Consider the following 17941-nt stretch of genomic DNA (forward strand, 5'->3'; position numbering starts at 1 on the left):
GACGTATGCCAAAGTCCCTATGTGAATCCTCTTGACGAAGCATAGGGAAGAGCTTTCCTGGAATAGAATGCAACTGAAGAAAAAGACTCCCTTCTCTCCCAAAAAGCTATTATTCGTAATTTTAGACGGCGTAGGTTATACTCCTAAAGGACCCGAATTCGGGAACGCGATTGCAGGCGCCAATCTTCCTTTCCTCAATAAACTTTGGAAAGAATCTCCCACCATACTTTTGAAAGCACATGGAACCGCTGTTGGAATGCCTTCTGATGAGGACATGGGCAACTCCGAAGTAGGTCATAATGTATTGGGCTGCGGGCGTATTTTCGATCAGGGTGCTAAGCTGGTCAATAACTCTATCGCCGAAGGACTGTTATTCGAAGGAAAAGCTTGGAAAGAAATTGTCGAAAATACCAAGACTAAAAATTCCACACTTCATTTGATCGGCTTGTTCTCAGACGGAAACGTTCACGCGCATATCGATCATACAAAGTCTTTGATACAAGCTGCGATCCAGGAGAAGGTTCCAAAGATCAGATTGCACATTCTTCTAGACGGAAGGGACGTGCCTGAAAAATCTGCATTAGATTATCTGACCCCTTTCGAAGAATGGCTAACCACTCTTAGGTCTAAAGGTGCTGACGTAAAGGTCGCATCCGGCGGTGGAAGAATGACCATCACCATGGACCGTTACGAAGCGGATTGGTCCATGGTAGAGAGAGGCTGGAAGATCCATGTTCATGGAGAAGGTAGAGCTTTCCCTGATGCAAAGACCGCAATCGAAACTTTTAGAAAAGAAGATCCTGCTGTGATCGATCAATATCTTCCAAGTTTTGTGGTAGAAGAATCTGGAAAGCCGGTCGGAAAAATTCTGAGCGGAGATTCTGTAGTATTTACAAATTTCAGAGGGGATAGAGCGATTGAGATCTCCCAAGCATTCACCCAGAAAAATTTTGATAAATTCGATAGAGGAAATTTCCCTGAAGTATGTTACGCAGGGATGATGCAGTACGACGGGGACCTACAATTACCTGAACGCTTTTTAGTAAGTCCTCCTGCGATTGATCGCACCTTGGGCGAATATATGGCCAAATCCGGGATCAACCAATACGCGTTATCCGAAACACAGAAATATGGACACGTGACTTTCTTCTGGAATGGAAATCGTTCCGGAAAATTTGACTCCAAAAGTGAAGAATATAAGGAAATTCCTTCCGATGTAATTCCATTCGATCAAACACCTGAAATGAAAGCACAAGCGATTACTGCAGAACTCGAAAGAGTTTTAGGAGAAAATCATTCTGACTTCTATAGGATTAATTTCCCGAACGGAGACATGGTAGGTCATACTGGAAATTATCCGGCAACAGTTAAGGCTATGGAATTCTTGGACGGATGTATGGGTCGTCTTGCAGAAGCATGCAAAAAAAATAATGTAGTTCTATTGGTAAGTGCGGACCACGGGAACGCTGATGAGATGTACCAATTGGACAAAAAGGGAAATGTGCAGAAGGACAAGGAAGGCAAACCTGTTCCTAAAACTTCTCATACCTTAAATCCTGTTCCTTTTAGCGTTTTGGACCCTGAGAACAAGATCAAATTAAGAACAGACTTGCAAGAACCTGGACTGGCTAACGTTGCTGCCACGATCTTAGATATAATGGGATACGAAACCCCCGAAGGATATCATCCTAGTTTAATAGCAAAATAAGATCAATCGCTTACGCAGTGTAACGCGTAACCTAGGCTTTTATCGAATTGGTTTAGGCTTCCATACATGAATACTACTGTTCTCGCAAACTGATCCATTGGAGAACCTGTAATTCCTTTAGATGCGGTCCAAGTTGCAGGAGAAACTGGGTTGGGAAATGCAGTGGTGTTTATATACGGATCTGCACCTCCTTCTACCAAAGAATATAGTTCCTCCGCTCTAGGAAGTCTCCAGTTTTCCCGGTCTGCATAACCTATTCCTGGTCCATGTATGGTGTTCAGGTAGGCACATCCATCTAACGCAGATCCCCAAGAAATATTTGTAGCAGAACCTGATGCACAACCCGGTCCACTTCTTCCTTCCCAACAAGTTTTCCAAACAAGTCCAGTGGAAGTATCGGTAGTGGTAACATCCAAAGTATAAGTTCCATGTGTAGTCGGACCGGAATAGACCTGACCTCCGGTAACAGTGGCTCCGGTCGTGGTAGTAAAAGTAGATTGATGACTCACTGAGTTTCCCGCTTCGTCTTGTAAAGAGCTGGAAGGAATGGTCCAACGGATTTGGGATTCTTCCGGAAAATAAACCCAGCTTACGGTAATGACTAAGGTTTGAGAGTCCTGCCAATCGAATATTGTATTGCTGTTCGGAATTGTAACCCATGAGGTTCCATTATAAATCTCTGTGGTCATGGTCATAGTGAGACCGGTGTTCATGGGTTCCGCAAAACTCAGACTAAGTGATCCAGGAGAAAGAGCGACTCCAGTGGTACCGTCACTCGGATTAGATGCAGAAATCGTTGGAGTAACAGTATCCACAGTTACGTCAGAAGTGGAAACAGCGGATACATTCCCCGCCTTATCTCTTGCCAGATATTTGAAAGATGTAGTACTATTTGCTGGTACATTGATAGCAGTAGAATATTGCGTTCCTGTATTTACTGTCCCAGTCGCTCCGTCTATATCGGGAGTAGAAGTATCGGTAACATATGCTACTTTGTCGCAACCCGCTCCTCCAGTATCCGAACAAAGAATAGAAACATTTTGAGAAGAAGTATAAGCACCACCTGCTGGATTCGTGCTCACAGTGGGATAACTATCATCCCGAACGATCTTGAAAATCCCGGACCCAGTTATATCTTCTTCCGGGTCGGTCACGCAAACTCGAACATGACTTGCTCCCAAAGGAAGAAGGCTCGCATTGATCGTGGTGATATTATCTGTGTTTGCTATAGCAGTTCCTGTGATCAAACTTGTACCACTTGTGCAAGAGTCTGCATCTATGCGAACATCATAAGGTCCGGCAGTATCCGATCTCCATGTGAGATCAGAAGAGGTAACTGCTCCAGGATTATTACTTACGAATTTTGCGCTAAGGCTGCCGCTGACAGCTGGGCCTGGAAGACATACATCTAATTCTCCCAAGATACAACGAACAAAGGTTGTCTCCCACCAAGCATCCGAAAAAGGGATGGCTGGGTTATGCACTTCTATAGGTTTGCATAACATTCCGAATCCAACTAAAAATATTAAAAAGCGAGCCCGCATATTGTTATCTTGAGAGTGGGTTTACTAACAAAAGGACGAATTTATCCTCTGATCTATTTCCACTTAGTAAATAAGTTTTTAACACTTATATCCCTATCTCATCGGGGATAATCCTCCGACAAAAAAAAGTATCCCATTCCTGATTTCAGGCTTTTTTTGTCGGTTTTTCTTTCTTTTTAGAAGTTAGGGGCGGGCGGACCTTAGAAAATCCTTCCCATAACATTTCAGCAGATTGTTCCAAAAGAGAAGTTTCTATGTGATTCTCCTGGATCCGATGAAACCGTAGGATTCCAGTAAAAGAGCCAAGAATGAGATAAGGATAAAGTTGTTTGAGATTTTTATCGTTCTCTGCAGGTTCAAAGTATTCTGAAATTTTTTGTTTTAAGGCCACAGCCTCTTTCGTGCTTTCCTCATCCAGTATGTAAGAAGATAGATTTCTTTCTATCATGATCAACTGGTCGAATTTTCCTTGGGAGAATAGTCCAAGCCCTTTCCAAAAATCAAAAAACTGTTCTTTCGCGGATAAGCTCTTAGAGATAGATTTATCTAAGAACTCGGAAAATTCTTGGACTGAGATCCGAAAAGCCTCGTTGAAAAGATGGTCCTTGTTCCGGTAGTGGCGGTATACTGTGCCGACTCCTACTTTTGCGTGAGCGGAAATTTCAGGGATCCTTGTTTCGAAAAATCCTCTTTCTGCAAATAACTTAAGAGCGGAACGAATGATCCTCTCTTTGGACTCGTCTTGTCTTTTGTGAAATCTTTCTTCTGCCGATTCCTTGTCGGTTTGATATTTCGGGTCCTGATCGGGTGTGACCTCTGGGTCCGAGGGAATATCTATGTTTTCTGATAAAGGACTATTTTCCATTTGGGCAAGCATTCTTAAATTTTTCCTCAATGGTCTCGTTCTCTTTTAAGAATTTCCTTAGTTTAGTATTAAGTTTTTTTAATTCTTCTCTTTGGAACTGACTCATTTATATTTCTCAGGATCGGAGATGCGAGTTTAACTATTAGTAAATTTGAATACAACGACTTAGTAATAAAAAATATGCAATTTTCCTATTATTAAGTTGTTATACCTAATTAAGAATGTGCCGAGTTTATTTTCTCTGAAAAAATAAATAATCCAATTTTGCAGATTGAATTATTTAGAACAAAGATTGTAATATTCCGAGGATCTATAACATTAGTTTTCCGGACCCAGCATTCTAAACCTATTGTAATAAATCAAAAAAATAGATAACTGAACTGAAATTTGGGAACAGTAGTTATCATTATTAATAATGATTTACTCGCACCAGCAGGTTTAATATCGGTTCCATGAAAGGTACAAAATATACGTAATCAAGTAAAAAAATGTACAAAAAGTACTTTTTTGTCTAAGGATCAAAAATGAAGAAAGTTAAGGACCCTGAAACATTAAAACCTTCCCGGGCCCTAGGATCTGAAGGTAAACGGCTGTTACATGCGGTGCATCAATATGGAATACAGCGAGCGGTCGAAAGAGTAAATATTACCCAGCATACCTTTCAGAGATGGGCGCGAAATGATGATAAAATAGAGGAATTAATCTTAAATGAGCTCTTAATTCAGCTAGGAATATCAAAAACTTACATTAAAACCGGCAAAGGTATCTGGCAGGCCACCACCGAAGAGCAGATGTCAATTTTTGGCGACCTAGTGACTGATCTTGTTAAGTCACAAAAAGTAAAAGAAGACGTTCAGATGAAGAGGGTTATCGATCTAACCCTTAAATTGGAATTAAGTGATAAAGAACTGCTGATCAACGTGTGTCATAAGCTATTGCAAGAAAAGAAAAATAAGAATTTACGATCTGTAATCTCACTGATTTTGAATTTACCTCGATCCTCTTATGAATCGGCATACAAACAATTATTGAGCTTAGAAAAGAAAGTATACGATTAATTGAAAGTAAGACTTTCTTTATAGATCTAATTGAAAAACGATTTTGTTATTTTTTCTGAGGCTTCAGCTAAGTATTCAATTGGCGAAACCCTGCCTAACAAAAGACGCTGAATACCGGACATTTGAATATTCTTGAGTTCCTCAGCTTTTAGTTTTTCGTATCTATCGCAGATTTCCTTGTATCCAACTGGGTCGATTTTATTCAATAGATATCGATTGATGGTTATTACAATGGAAGAAATTCGAGGACTTCTAAGATTTTTTCCGAAGTCCTCTATATCTACGTTAAATAATCTATATTTTGTAACCGGTATCCAGCTAAACCAAAGGAAAAAAATCAATCCAATGGCCAAAATGGAATTATGAATCAATTCTTTCGAAGAGCTAAATAAAAGAAAACCGACTGAGAAGAGGCAGGAAAATAGAATCCCCGTAAAAAGGTAAATTGAATGAAGTTTTTCGAAATAGCTTCCTTGGAACATGTTATAAACGATCCTGCCCATCCCCCAAGCAAGTGCCGTATAAATATAAAATATAGAAAGATTATAAATCAATCCTCCGTGAAAATAAAAAGAAGATCCATTGAATAAGAAAGGCGAACCTATCCCTAATATAAATAGGATAGAAAATACTATAATTGCTATAGTATGGGCTATTGAGAAAAGACGCGGAACAGGAGTTAAGTTATTTGGGTTAGAATAGTTTCGAATTATATAGTTTACTAAATATGGAATGAAAAGGGGAGGGATTGGTATTAGATTTGCGATTGTGAATTTAATTTCGAGATCTATTCCAGATTCTAAGAAAAATAATAATATTGACCATAGAGCCATTAAGGAAGCAATCGAAGTGAAGGCCAAAGATAGCTTTCGTCTATCGGATTTAATATAAAAAAATATCGCTGAGCAAAGAAGAGCTATAGAAGGCACGAGGGACAAACGATTTCTCCTAACTATCTATCATTTTCAATTCAACCATTGAAATTGATTCAGAATTGGCAAGGATTCTAATAAATTTTATTGATTAAGACATTGAATGTTCAGGAATACTACTCTAATTGGGAGACTGAAGGTTCTTTACATAAACAGATCAGATACTTAAGTAATGAGTAAGGCGAAACATAATGCCGGAATCTGAATTCAGATTCCATAAATCGTTAGAATCTAATATATAAACATATTAGAAAGAGATGTTATTTGAGAAACGCTTATTTTGCCAATGCTTTCCAAAGAGTTAAACCGGAAGCATGTAAGGTCTCTGTAGAAAGTCGGATATAACCGCCTTTGGCCATCTTCACCATTCCCACAAAACTTCCATAACATAAGGAAACTAGCTCCATGGAACCTAGGTCGGATCTGATATCACCTTTGGCTTTAGCTTGTTCTAAAAATGTGCAAATGAACTCCATGGTTTGGGAGGTTGCCTTCTTACTGGCTTGGTCCAAATAAGGAGAATGATAGTGTAACTCTAAAAATTCGAACGCTTCCGGATAACGATGGTAGAAAGTTGCAAGTGCCTTCCATAAATGAATGAATAGGTCTTTGGACTTTGCTTTTTCAGGATAATTTTCTGCGAGAGTTTCTCTCAGTTTGTTTTTCCAGAAACGATATAACTCGTTTACTAGTTCTTCTTTGTTTTTATAATATCTATATATTGTTCCTGCGCCTATTCCTGCGTCCTTAGCTAGATCCGGTATAGGAGTTGCTTCAAAACCTTTTTCGGTAAATAACCTTAAGGCAGAGGTGAGTATTCTTTCTTTTTTATCTTCCGGATCTCGAACTACTGGCATCTGGTTTTCCTGGAATTAGGGAATGGAACCGAAGTATTCCACTTCTCTTTGTAATGTCACACCGGTTTCTTTTTCCACTTTTTCTTGGACAGTATTTACAAGTCCATAGACATCGGAGGCTTTTGCTCCTCCGGTATTCACTATAAAATTACAATGTTCCGGAGAGATTTGGGCTCCGCCTATTTGTAAACCTCTCAGGCCTACCTTGTCTATGAATTGCCAAGCTTTGATCTCTTTTCCTTGTTCGTCGAACACCTTCGGGTTTTTAAACATGGAACCGGCACTTTTTTTGTTCTGGGGCTGAGAAGAATTTCGTTTGTCCCTTTTTTCTTTGAGAGAAGCTTCAATCTCTTCTAAGTTTCCAGGCTTTAATTTGATCTGAATGGAAAGAATAATGGAATCTTTTCTTTTTAAGAACTCAGTAAATCTATAACCGTGTTCTATCTCGGAAGGTTTTCTTTTTAGGACTTCTCCATTTCTCAAGAATTCTACTTCTTGGATAAGATCGAAAAGTTCTCCTCCGTAACATCCAGCGTTTTGGATGACCGCTCCTCCGGTCCAGCCTGGGATGGTGCTTAGGAATTCTGCGCCAGTATATCCTTTCTGAGAGATTTGACGGAACACCGGAGTGGTGTTGGTTGCAGCTCCTACACGGAAGATACCTTCTCCCATGTCTTGGTATTCCTTAAATCCTCCGGAGAGTTTTAAGATCACAAAATCATCCGGGTGATCTGAGATCAGGATATTGGTACCGCCCCCTAAGATCTTCCATGGTAGATCCAGTTTTTTGAATACGGAAAGTGTTTCTAGGATTTGTTCCTGGGTTTCAGGCTCGACCATTATGGGAGAAGTGCCTCCGATCTTAAAGGAGCAATGAACGCTCAAATCCTGATTTTCCCGGTAGGGTAGACCGGAATTTTCTAGGGAATTCTTTAGTTCTCGGATCTGTATTTCGGAAAGAATGGTCACTTTATTCAAGTTTCCCCGTTCGGATCTAGGAGCAAGAAAAAAGTCTAAGGCCTAAAAAAGGCTTATGAGAAGAGTAAGTCGGTCCGAACATTCTTTTAGGGGCCGAAAGAATATGTTTTATTTGCTCTTGCAATCCGTGTATCAAGATTATATCACCGGAAGATCAGATAGGGAAACTTATATTAATTCTGTGATCCGATTGGCTATGGACCAAGAAAAATTAGCCGGTCTAGTATAAGAAGCCTGTCCCAAAACCTGCGTTAAACGTAGGTTTTTTCCGTTTCCTCTTTCCATTCCTCATCTTCTTCCCAAAGTTTAGAACTAGAGAGTTTTGCCTCTGCTTGGGAGTAAATTCTATCTTCTATCCGATTCAATAGAGTGTTTAATCCAAAACCTTGGATAGCGGATACGTAGATCGTATCCAGATCCGCTTCTCTTAAGAGTTCGTTTCGGCCTTCTTCCGGTAATCCGTCTATTTTGTTGAATACTAAGATCCTAGGGATATCGGATAAATTCAAATCTTCTAATATAGTTTCCACAGCTTCCATTTGTTGTCTGAAGTCAGGATTGGAAACGTCCACCACATGTACCAAAAGATCCGAATCTCCCAACTCTTCGAGCGTTGCTTTGAATGCGTTGGATAGTTCCGGGGGAAGATCATGGATAAATCCCACGGTGTCGGAGACTATTATCTCTCTTTCTTCCGGGAAACGTATTCTTCTGGATGTCGGGTCCAAGGTTGCGAATAATTTGTCTTCGGACAGTACGGTAGAATTTGTCATCGCGTTCAGCAGAGTGGATTTCCCTGCGTTCGTATAACCGACGATACCGCAGACAGGGATCTCATTTTTCTTACGTCTTCTTCTTGCGATCTCTCTTCGTTTTTTTAAGGACTTAAGTTCTTGTTCTAATCTGGAAATTCTTTCTTCTACTCTACGTTTTCCAATTTCCAGTTTGGTTTCCCCAGGCCCTCTTCCCCCGATCCCACCGGTGAGCCTGGACATATTATCGTCCAACTCTGAAAGTCTTCCTTTCAGATATTTTAATTGGGCGAGTTCTACCTGAAGCTTACCATCTCTGCTTGTTGCGTTTCTTGCAAAAATATCCAAGATCAATTGGGTTCTATCTAAAACTTTGAGATCGGCATAGTCGGAGATCTTCTTCGCTTGAGAAGGTGTAAGTTCCAGATCGAATACTAATAATTCCACCTGCTTTTGGATCGCTTTTAGTACGATCTCTTCTAGTTTACCTTTTCCTAATACGGTAGAGGGATCTAAACGATTTTTTCTTTGTATAAATGAATCTACTACATGAACTCCTGCAGTCCTGCAGAGTTCTTTTAATTCGTCGATAGACTGTGCAGGAGGACGTATTCTATTATTCTCAGGATACACTCCTACTAAAAAGGCTCTGTTCTCTTTTTGAGCGCCTTTAAGATTCTTGCGGTATCTGGTCATTCGTCCTTCGATTTCCAGAATTTCGTCCAGTATACCTTCTTCCAATTGTCCCGGAACTTTTTTAGGAAGGACCGTCCAAGGTTCTCCTTCTTCGTCTTCCGGATTTACATGTGCGGAATAATAGGATTTGGGAAGACCTTTTTCGTCTACTGTAACTGCAGTTATATAATCTAAACGTAATAAAGCTAAGTCGGTAAGATCTTCTTGGTTCAGACTCTCTTCTTTAAGATGGCTATGCACCAGTCGGACACCTCTTAACCTTGCTTCGGATGTCCTGATACGATCCAGCCAAGGGATGTCGATGGAGCTATCCGATCCCACGATCACGTGAGTTACGTATCCATTCCTATCAATTAGGATCCCGATTTGTCTGCTGATTTCGAAGGAAAGTTCTGTGAGTGTTCTGGAAACTTCGGGCGTGATGATCACGTTTTCCCGAATTCTACGCTCGGAGAGTTTTTTGAGTCTTTGGATCTGGTTGGACTTGAGTCCGGAAAGGTTTCCGCTGAGCTTACTGATAAATTTGCCTCTTCTCTAAGAATTAGACGGTACCATTTTCCAAAAAGGGAGTCAAGCAGTTCCGATCGCAAAAAATGTAAGAAGATCGAATTCTATAGATATAAAGGTTTAGAGGGCAAATCCGTATCCTGTTCTGGAAAGAAATTATTACTTTTACGGTTACATTACTTGCAATCATGGATTTGGCCTTAAAAAAAGGTAATCGCACGATAACGGATGGTCGAAAAAAAGAATAGAGGCTGACGCAGGGGAATGTTTCCTGGACCAAAGCTTGCTTTTCGATTAAAAGAATGTTTGCCCTATTGAATTTCAGATTTTTATTTCCAGGATTATTACTGATCGCCTCCCTTGGAGTCTGGTTTTCACCTGTTTTCGCTCAAACTCCCGAAGATACTAACAATACTTCAGATGTAGGGAACAATTCCTCGGACTCTGAAGATCCCTCTTCTTCCGATGACCAAGAAACCAAGAAAAAGAAACCTAAAAAGCAGGTCTTGGATCCTGAATCCAAACGTTATAATGATCTTTTAAAAACCGGTTTATTGAAGGTTTTCGAAGCGGAAGCTACATATAATTACGGCAGATTAAAACATTTCGGTCTGACCCATCCCATTCCGAGAGTTAGAGCAGCCGCAGCCTTGGCCTTGGGAAGATTGAGAAATCCTGCAGGTGTTAACATTTTACATCAAATGATCGATCGTGACGGAGAGTGGGTGCGTCAGGCGGCATATAAGGGACTTGCGGATATAGGTTCCAGACGTTCATTAGATTACTTTTATGTAGGCGCAAAGTCTTCCGACAGGGAGATTAGAGTAGCCTCTTTCAGAGGGATGGGCAAAACTTTAGATCCTGGAGCAAGAGAAGTTCTCTTAAAAAAAGGCCTCAAGTCGGACGATAAAGAAATCGTTAAGGCCACTCTTTTAGGTCTGGGATATTACCAAGTTCCGGAAGACCTTCGCATTTTTATAGATTATCTGAATTCGGAAGACGAAGAATTCCAAAAGGCGGCAGTGGAAGCCTTAGGCCGGCATAAGACCAGAACTTCCATGAAAATTTTGGAAGATTCTTTCAAAGATAAAACGAATCTAAGGAATCAGATCCTCGATACTTTGACGGAACAGAAAAATTCTTTCGCGATCTTTGCATTATTAAGAATTCTTAATGCTAACTCCGGTTCCGAAGAAATAGTAAACGAGATCAGCGCTAGACTGTATAAATTAAAAGCTGTCGGAAAATATATGACTATTATTTCCGATAATACTCCTCTTCTGAGAGAACCTTATGTAGGAGCTCCTAAGATCCGTGACCTGGAAGCGGGAGAAGTTGGAAAGGTAATCAGCAAAAATTCCGTGGCTTATATCATTCCGATCGAAGGCCAGAGAATTGAGGACTTTTATTATAAGGTTTTGGTAAACACCAAATACAAGGACGCTTTTACGGAAACTGTCCAAGGCTGGGTGTTTGGAAAATATATCCAAGTTAGGACTATTTCCATGCCTAAGGAAGAGAAGGAAAAGAAGAAGAAACCGAAAAAGCCTTCTATCCTGGACGATATGGAAACTTCTGATCCGGCTCCTAGTACTCAGAGCGAAAATCCGAATCCTTAATAAGGTTTCGTCCTTTCCTTAAGGCAATGGATCCTTCTAAAATTCTTTCCGTTTTTAAATCTGCATCTAAATCAGCAGGAATAGAGATCCTAAAATTATTCGGAAAAGAATCCACATTCGATCTGAAAGATCCTATGCAGGTTTTGACCCAAGCAGATTTGGATTCTCATCGTGTTCTGGAAGGAATTCTAAAAAAAGAATTTTCTGGAATTCCTTTGGTGATGGAAGAGCAAAATAATCATGAGCCTCTTCCCGAAACTTTTATCGTTTGCGACGAGTTAGACGGTACCACTTTGTTTTCTAGAGGGATCAAAGAGTTCAGTGTAATTCTGGCTTATGTGGAGAAAGGATCTCCTAAAGTAGGATGTATTTATTTTCCTGCATTGGATACGTATCTCACTTCCCAAAGGGGAGCTGGCACTTTTATAAATGAGAGAAAGATCCTTCTGAAAATAGGAGGAAGTCTGGATCGTTCCGTTCTATCTCTTGAGATCAATAATACTTTTCAAGATGAGGACTATCGCTGGATTGCGAACGCTAGTAAAAATACTTTAGCGACCCGTGCTTTGGCTGCGACCGGGGCAGGATTTTTGGAATTATTAGAAGGTAAGACGGATCTATTCATGAACTTAAGTGGAGCCAAGGTCTGGGACTTTGCTGCAGGAGTGCTCGCATTGGAAGAAGCAGGAGGGATCGCTTTGGATAAAGTAGGCAATCCTTTGAAATGGGATAGGATCCGTATGTCTGCCTTATTAAGTAGAGACCAAGATTTATTAAAAGAAGTTTACCGACTTAAACCTTAAGTCATTCCTTGGAATATGCAGGAATTTCTAACCATTTTGGATTCTAAAACGATCGATACCTTCACGGTAAGTATTCGGGTGGGTTTGATCATTCTTTTTGCGGGCGCGGTAGGCTGGAATAGAGAAGGTAAAAATCATGGGGCAGGATTTAGGACCCATATCCTGATAGGTCTTGCTTCTACCGTTCTGATGTTATTGTCTATTTTTATTCCGGAGTTCTATTCCGTAGTGGGGGGAGATCCTTCCAGGATAGCTGCTCAGGTGGTTTCCGGAGTTGGATTTTTATGCGCGGGTGCGATCATGAAGTTCGGATTAACCGTCAAGGGGTTGAATACCGCAGCTTCTATTTGGATCGTTTCTGCGATCGGCTTGCTTGTTGGTGCAGGTTTATACTTTGCCGCATTTTTAACCACGGTTGCTACATTGATCATTCTGATCTTGTTCGATCTAGTAGAAGAAAGGTATTTTGGAAAATACGAATATAAGGTCTTGATCTTAGATCTGAAACAGAAAAAATTCCACCGAAAAGGATTTAAGGAATTATTATTAAGAAATAAGTTAAGATTGGTTTCAGAATCTTTTATGCAGGATTATCAAGCTAAAAGCGCTCAGATCAAACTTACGATAGCGATGCCTCGGGATTTTGATATCCTAAAGATTGTAGATGAATTCAGAAACCTGGCGGATGTCATAAAAATCAGCATCGAATCGACTTAAGTCGATTTTGTTACAATTTCGAAATCTATTTATAGTCCGTTCAAAAACTAACTAACTATCTATCGATAACATGTCTTGGGCTTCAATGGCCCGACCATGGGGTCGGCTCTTATGTCCTATTACTTTTACGGTATTCTGTTCGAATTTCGGAATTTGCTATGCTTTTTTTAAGAGTTTATAAAATCATTCTGACCTGGATATGGCCGAAAAAAGAACATCGATCCCTTCGGATCTCGCACAGGAACTTGTAAAAATCGTTCGACTTCTTGCCATGTCTGGCAAAAAGAATTTTAAAAAATATCTATACGATCCGTTTATCTATGCGGGTTGGGAAAAGGAAAAATCCCATTCTGCACTTGCTGCAAGCAAGATGATCGATAAGATCCAAGAGGATTCTAATAATCCTTCTTATTTGCATACTCTCTCTCACCAATGCAAACGTTTGATCTCCCAGGCGATTATAGAAAGTCTTTCCGCTTTGGGTGACTCTTGCATTTTCTTTTTGGAGAAGATCCAAGAATCAGGAAATATAGCTTCTTCGCCGGAAGCTTTGGAATTTATTGCTGTATTGGAAAAACCTCTGAAGGAATTCGAAAAAGTAACCAGCGATAATAACGAAAAACTTTTCGAAGATTCCATTAAGAATTTCTCTAAGGAAGAATTAAAGTCCGCTTTCGAGCCTGTAAAACTGGACGGGACCAGACAAAAGGTATATCTGGATACAGAAGTCCATACTTTATACCAGCAGATACTTTCTGCAGCAAAGGTGAATAATCTAGTCCGATGCAAAAAACTACTTTCCAGATATATAATTAACTACAGTGATTCGGAAACTTATAGCGAACAAGAGGTAGATAATCTTCTGGACGCATTAGGAAAACGTGAAGTCGGTTTCAGGGAAACCTTAAAAGATTCTCTTGCCATTGAACTTTACTTTTCCATAACAAAGGGTATATTAGAAGGAAATGCAAAGAAGGCGATCCAGGGCATTCGGAAATACGCTCATATTTTCGAAGGGGATCCAAATACAAAGTATTATTACGAAATAGACTCCTTAGAAAGAAAACTATACGGAATCATCCAAGCGAAGGATTTAATGAAAGAATTAAGGAAGGGTGTGTAATGGCAAACCTCACATTCAACGAAAAAGTGGACGGAAGCAAATTGATCCTCAAGGTCGCAGGAGAGATTGATGCTAAAACCGCTCCGGACCTAAAAATCAAATTGGAAGCGGCGGTAGGGAACGGTATCAAAACCATCATTTGTGATTGTTCGGCACTTACTTATATTGCTTCCGCAGGGATCGGCGTTCTAAACTCGATCCAAAAATTCCTGAAGGAAAAATCGGGAGAGATCGTTTTCTGCAACCTTAAAAAGGAAGTGAAGGATACGATGGAACTTATGTATTTCACCAAAAAGGTGAGAGTATTTCCTTCTTTAGATGATGCGTTAGGCGGGGTTTGAATCCTCTCATGGATTCCATTCCGGAAAAAATACTATATTACTCCGTCGATCTGGATGAGCTTTCTAAAATTCGGGGAGAGGTTCGCGAATTTTTAGGAGAAGACTGTTCGGATATAGTCAAGGGCAGGATCGTATTCTGCTTAGATGAAGCTATGACTAATGTAATAGAGCATGGATTTTCGGAGCCAGACTCTTCTAAAATCGAATTAAGAATGAAAAAGAATAAAGGAAGCTGGAAGTTCTCTATCCTGGACCAAGGCGTTCCTTTCGATCCCACCAAAGAAAAAAGCGAAACCTGGAAGGAATTATACGAAAGCGGGGCCGACGGAGGTTTCGGATTACGTTCCATTAAAAAGATAATGGTCGTACGTTACCAACGTCTCAAAAATCCTCCGCGTAACAAACTCACTCTGATTCATACGAGATAATAAGATGATTAAAAACAAATTCCTAAGAGCGGTTCTACCCGGAATACGGGCAAAACTTTCCTTTTTCACAGCCGCATTGGTCATCTCCATATTAGGTTTTACTTCTATAATTCATTATTCCCAACAGACAAAAGCTTTAGAAGAGAAGCTTGAGTCAGAGTTAAAGGCTCCGTTGGAATATGTGAACTCGGTCGTTTTAGATCTGGAAAATCTGAGCAGAAGTATGATCTTGATAGAAGAGTTCAAGGTCAGGGTAAAAGAGAAAAAGAAACAACTAAGTAAGTTCAAGAGGACAGTTGTCCAGAAGGAAGGCGGACTTTTTGGTGCATTAAAAGCATTCGGCCAATCCATAGGATTGAATGTTAAAAGAGGGAATGTTTATAAATCCGTTGATACATATTTTACTCGATATCTTTCCGAAAAAGAGATCCAAGAGTTCGAGTCCAAGGTTCGTAACGAATTAAGAAAAGAGAATGGAGCTCCGATTGATGCTCCTGTTTATGAAAAGATCAGGTCCATTGCGGAGAAGACTGCACTTGCGAGGATCAGTGCGGAGACTTCTAAGATCAGAATAGAGGAAATTGGAGAAGAACTCAAGTTTCTAGATACTGAATTAGCAAAAGCTGATTTGGATCCTAAAAAGAAAAAGACTTACCTTTCGGATAAAGACAAACTAGAGAAGGAAAAAAAGACTGCAGAAAAGGCTATCCCGGATGGAGAGAAGAAGGCGGCATCAGGAGAGACTGCTTTAACAAAAGCGCTCCAGAATTTTTTCAGAGGATCGTTTAAGGATAGGATTTCCTCTTTAGGACTTCTTCCGGATAAAATTAGAATTTTAGCATATGATCGAGTGGGAAAGGAAACTTTAGATACGGGTTTACTCTTCTCCCAAAGTTCGGAGACAGGCAAAAAATTACTCTCGCAAGCGGATTTTACCGAAAGCCGCAAGAGTCTTTTTGGAGATTCGGATGTTTTAGAAGTCATTCAAAACAAATCGGAGCCGGAAAGTTACGAGGTAGGTGGAAGACAATATGAAGTAGTGTATCGTCCCGTTTTCAGGAACCCGAGCACAGCGGAAAGATCCAGATCTATGGCGGAAGAGATCTTAGAGAATCCCAAAGATTGGGCAAAGTATCTAGAAGAAGATAGAAAAATTTCCGCAGAGATTGCTGAGATTTCCCAAAGATTAAAGGCCAGAATGTCGGAACTTCGTAAGGATGGAAAGGCCAAACCTTCTTCCGATAAGGAATTCAAAAATCTAGCTCTTGCTTATAGACAGATGCTCAAAAAACGAGACACAAAGTTGGAGCAGTTACAGCCGTATACATCGGTTTTTGAGAAAAATGAAAAGAAATGGAACGATGATCATAAATCTCTAAAAGACAAGATCGCCAGCACTTCCAAAGAAATTTTGGAATGGGAGAAGCTATTGAAATTCCCTCCTAAAGAGGGAGAAAATAAAACTTCTCCGGAGGAAATCCAAGAAAAGATCAGGACATTAGAATCCCAGCAAGAAGAATATAAAGATTCCTTAATTCGTTTGGAATCTACTAAGGGAGATTGGGGGAATTCCTACGAAAGAAAAGCAGAGGATGCGTTTTACGGCCTGAGAGAAGCGGCTCTAGAGGACTTTACTTTTATTCCTTTCAAAACAGGGCCTGCTGGAATTAGAAGATATTATAAGGATGAAAATGAAAGAAAGTCCGTTCGGATCAAATGGAGACTTTTGAGAGAATGGATCCTTTCCGGGAATTCAGAGACGGAACTTCCTAAAGCTCCGAAGGGAATTGCTTGGGATTCCGGAATTCTAGTCCGAAGCAGAAGTGAAGCGGAAGAAGTAATGTGGGATTTGGATTCTACTCCTCTTGTAGCTCCGGGAGAAGAGGAGGGCAAAGGATTGGTCTATGATCTTCTCCGAAAAGACTTATTAGGATATAATATTATTCTAATAGATAGGACCGAAGGTGTCCGTCAAATGAAATCCAACCGGGAGGAAATGATCCGGTATACCGGGATCATCGGGACGATCGCAATTCTTTTAGCTTACGGTTTGGCTTGGTTTGTGGTTCGCAGGATCAGAGTGATCAGTAAAAATGCTGAATCAATTGGGGAAGGTAATCTGAATGTGGAATTTCCTCCTGCAGGTTACGACGAGATTGGAGTATTGAGCGAATCCCTGAACGATATGGTTCACGGTTTGAAAGAAAGAGAAGAGATGAAAGGAGAACTTTTGGCAGCAGAAGAGATCCAGAAACGACTTCTTCCTGAAAAACTTCCTTCTAGTTTGAACGACTATGTGGAATTCGGTGCGTTCTATAAGGCGATGACCGGAGTCGGCGGGGATTATTACGATTTTATTGAATTGGGTGGAGGGAAGATCGCGATCTGTATCGGCGACGTTTCTAACCACGGTGTGGGCCCTGCGATAGTGATGGCTCTTTTCAGGTCTCAGATCAGGGCGATTCTCCGGAAAGGAGAAAGGGATTTGAAAAAGATCTTACTCGAGGCAAATGCTTATCAATATGAAGACACTCCCGATCATATTTTTATTACTTTCTTCTTAGCTATCTTCGATTCCAATACTTCCAGATTGGAATATATTTCTGCGGGCCACGTTAAGCCTTTATTCTTTGATGCTTCCGATGGAAAGATCAAAGAACTTCCTGCTGGTGGTTTGCCGATCGGTATGGATGAAAATTCCTTCTTTGAAACTACGATAGAGAAAAGAGTATTAACCTTGGATTCCGGAGATATTTTCTTCGAATATACGGACGGTTTGGATGAGGCAAGAAGTCCTAACTCGGATATGTACACCAGAGAAAGGCTTGCAAAATTACTGCACGCGAACGGAGAAAAACGTCCGGAAGAGTTGATCAAAACAATCGTCGCTGATGTGGAATCTCATACACAACAAGATCTAAGTGCGACAGGGTTCTCTAAACTTTCGGACGATATCGCTATGATCGCAATCCGGAAAAGATAAGAACCTTTCGTTTTCGTTGGATCCGTTTGT

The 17941-nt window shown here is 40.4% G+C and carries 16 protein-coding genes; 10 read left to right on the forward strand and 6 right to left on the reverse strand.

Annotated elements, in window-relative coordinates:
• Positions 1-67 precede the first annotated feature (67 nt).
• Entirely contained in the window at positions 68-1708 is a 1641-nt protein-coding gene (gene gpmI, locus LPTSP_RS15480; protein ID WP_108929570.1) for a 2,3-bisphosphoglycerate-independent phosphoglycerate mutase, read from the forward strand.
• Positions 1709-1710: 2 nt separating this feature from the next.
• Here the strand turns inward: gpmI and LPTSP_RS15485 are convergent, their stop codons facing one another.
• Complete coding sequence (locus LPTSP_RS15485) at positions 1711-3252, reverse strand: Lcl C-terminal domain-containing protein (RefSeq protein WP_108929571.1); 1542 nt, start codon at positions 3250-3252, stop codon at positions 1711-1713.
• Between the two features lie 145 nt (positions 3253-3397).
• Complete coding sequence (locus tag LPTSP_RS15490) at positions 3398-4129, reverse strand: TetR/AcrR family transcriptional regulator (RefSeq protein WP_108929572.1); 732 nt, start codon at positions 4127-4129, stop codon at positions 3398-3400.
• Between the two features lie 512 nt (positions 4130-4641).
• On the opposite strand from LPTSP_RS15490, the gene LPTSP_RS19285 reads away from it, so the two are divergent.
• Positions 4642-5175: a hypothetical protein gene (locus tag LPTSP_RS19285; RefSeq protein ID WP_245915587.1), complete on the forward strand. Its 534-nt coding sequence runs from the start codon at positions 4642-4644 to the stop codon at positions 5173-5175.
• 26 nt (positions 5176-5201) lie between these two features.
• On the opposite strand, the gene LPTSP_RS15500 is transcribed toward LPTSP_RS19285, so the two are convergent.
• From LPTSP_RS15500 to murB, 3 genes are all read right to left on the reverse strand, one after another.
• Complete coding sequence (locus LPTSP_RS15500; RefSeq protein WP_245915622.1) at positions 5202-6104, reverse strand: hypothetical protein; 903 nt, start codon at positions 6102-6104, stop codon at positions 5202-5204.
• A gap of 278 nt (positions 6105-6382) precedes the next feature.
• On the reverse strand, positions 6383-6964 hold the full coding sequence (locus LPTSP_RS15505; protein ID WP_108929574.1) for a TetR/AcrR family transcriptional regulator: 582 nt from the start codon (positions 6962-6964) through the stop codon (positions 6383-6385).
• A gap of 15 nt (positions 6965-6979) precedes the next feature.
• Complete coding sequence (gene murB, locus LPTSP_RS15510) at positions 6980-7933, reverse strand: UDP-N-acetylmuramate dehydrogenase (protein ID WP_108929944.1); 954 nt, start codon at positions 7931-7933, stop codon at positions 6980-6982.
• A gap of 112 nt (positions 7934-8045) precedes the next feature.
• Here murB and LPTSP_RS19345 point away from each other — a divergent pair, with 112 nt between their 5' ends.
• A complete protein-coding gene (locus LPTSP_RS19345) occupies positions 8046-8171 on the forward strand; it encodes a hypothetical protein (RefSeq protein WP_279305031.1) in 126 nt (41 codons plus the stop codon).
• A 22-nt stretch (positions 8172-8193) separates the two neighbouring features.
• Here the strand turns inward: LPTSP_RS19345 and hflX are convergent, their stop codons facing one another.
• The gene (gene hflX / locus LPTSP_RS15515) at positions 8194-9864 is read right to left on the reverse strand and encodes a GTPase HflX (protein ID WP_369689664.1); all 1671 of its coding nucleotides are present in this window, start codon (positions 9862-9864) and stop codon (positions 8194-8196) included.
• 335 nt (positions 9865-10199) lie between these two features.
• On the opposite strand from hflX, the gene LPTSP_RS15525 reads away from it, so the two are divergent.
• From LPTSP_RS15525 to LPTSP_RS15555, 7 genes are all read left to right on the forward strand, one after another.
• Positions 10200-11516, forward strand: coding sequence for a HEAT repeat domain-containing protein (locus LPTSP_RS15525; protein ID WP_245915588.1), 1317 nt, complete (start codon positions 10200-10202; stop codon positions 11514-11516).
• 26 nt (positions 11517-11542) lie between these two features.
• Positions 11543-12319, forward strand: a complete 777-nt coding sequence (locus LPTSP_RS15530) for an inositol monophosphatase family protein (protein ID WP_108929577.1) — start codon at positions 11543-11545, stop codon at positions 12317-12319.
• 15 nt (positions 12320-12334) lie between these two features.
• Positions 12335-13036 (forward strand): MgtC/SapB family protein, encoded by a 702-nt coding sequence (locus LPTSP_RS15535; RefSeq protein ID WP_108929578.1) that lies wholly within the window; start codon positions 12335-12337, stop codon positions 13034-13036.
• 199 nt (positions 13037-13235) lie between these two features.
• Positions 13236-14159 (forward strand): hypothetical protein, encoded by a 924-nt coding sequence (locus tag LPTSP_RS15540; protein WP_108929579.1) that lies wholly within the window; start codon positions 13236-13238, stop codon positions 14157-14159.
• Positions 14159-14500 (forward strand): STAS domain-containing protein, encoded by a 342-nt coding sequence (locus LPTSP_RS15545; protein WP_108929580.1) that lies wholly within the window; start codon positions 14159-14161, stop codon positions 14498-14500. The genes LPTSP_RS15540 and LPTSP_RS15545 overlap by 1 nt, the downstream gene beginning before the upstream one ends.
• Before the next feature lie 8 nt (positions 14501-14508).
• Positions 14509-14928: an ATP-binding protein gene (locus LPTSP_RS15550; protein WP_108929946.1), complete on the forward strand. Its 420-nt coding sequence runs from the start codon at positions 14509-14511 to the stop codon at positions 14926-14928.
• Positions 14929-14932: 4 nt separating this feature from the next.
• Positions 14933-17911 carry a PP2C family protein-serine/threonine phosphatase gene (locus LPTSP_RS15555; protein WP_108929581.1) on the forward strand — a complete coding sequence of 993 codons (2979 nt, stop codon included), beginning with the start codon at positions 14933-14935 and terminating at the stop codon, positions 17909-17911.
• Positions 17912-17941 lie beyond the last annotated feature (30 nt).

The sequence above is a fragment of the Leptospira johnsonii genome (assembly GCF_003112675.1).
Lineage (GTDB): Bacteria > Spirochaetota > Leptospiria > Leptospirales > Leptospiraceae > Leptospira_B > Leptospira_B johnsonii.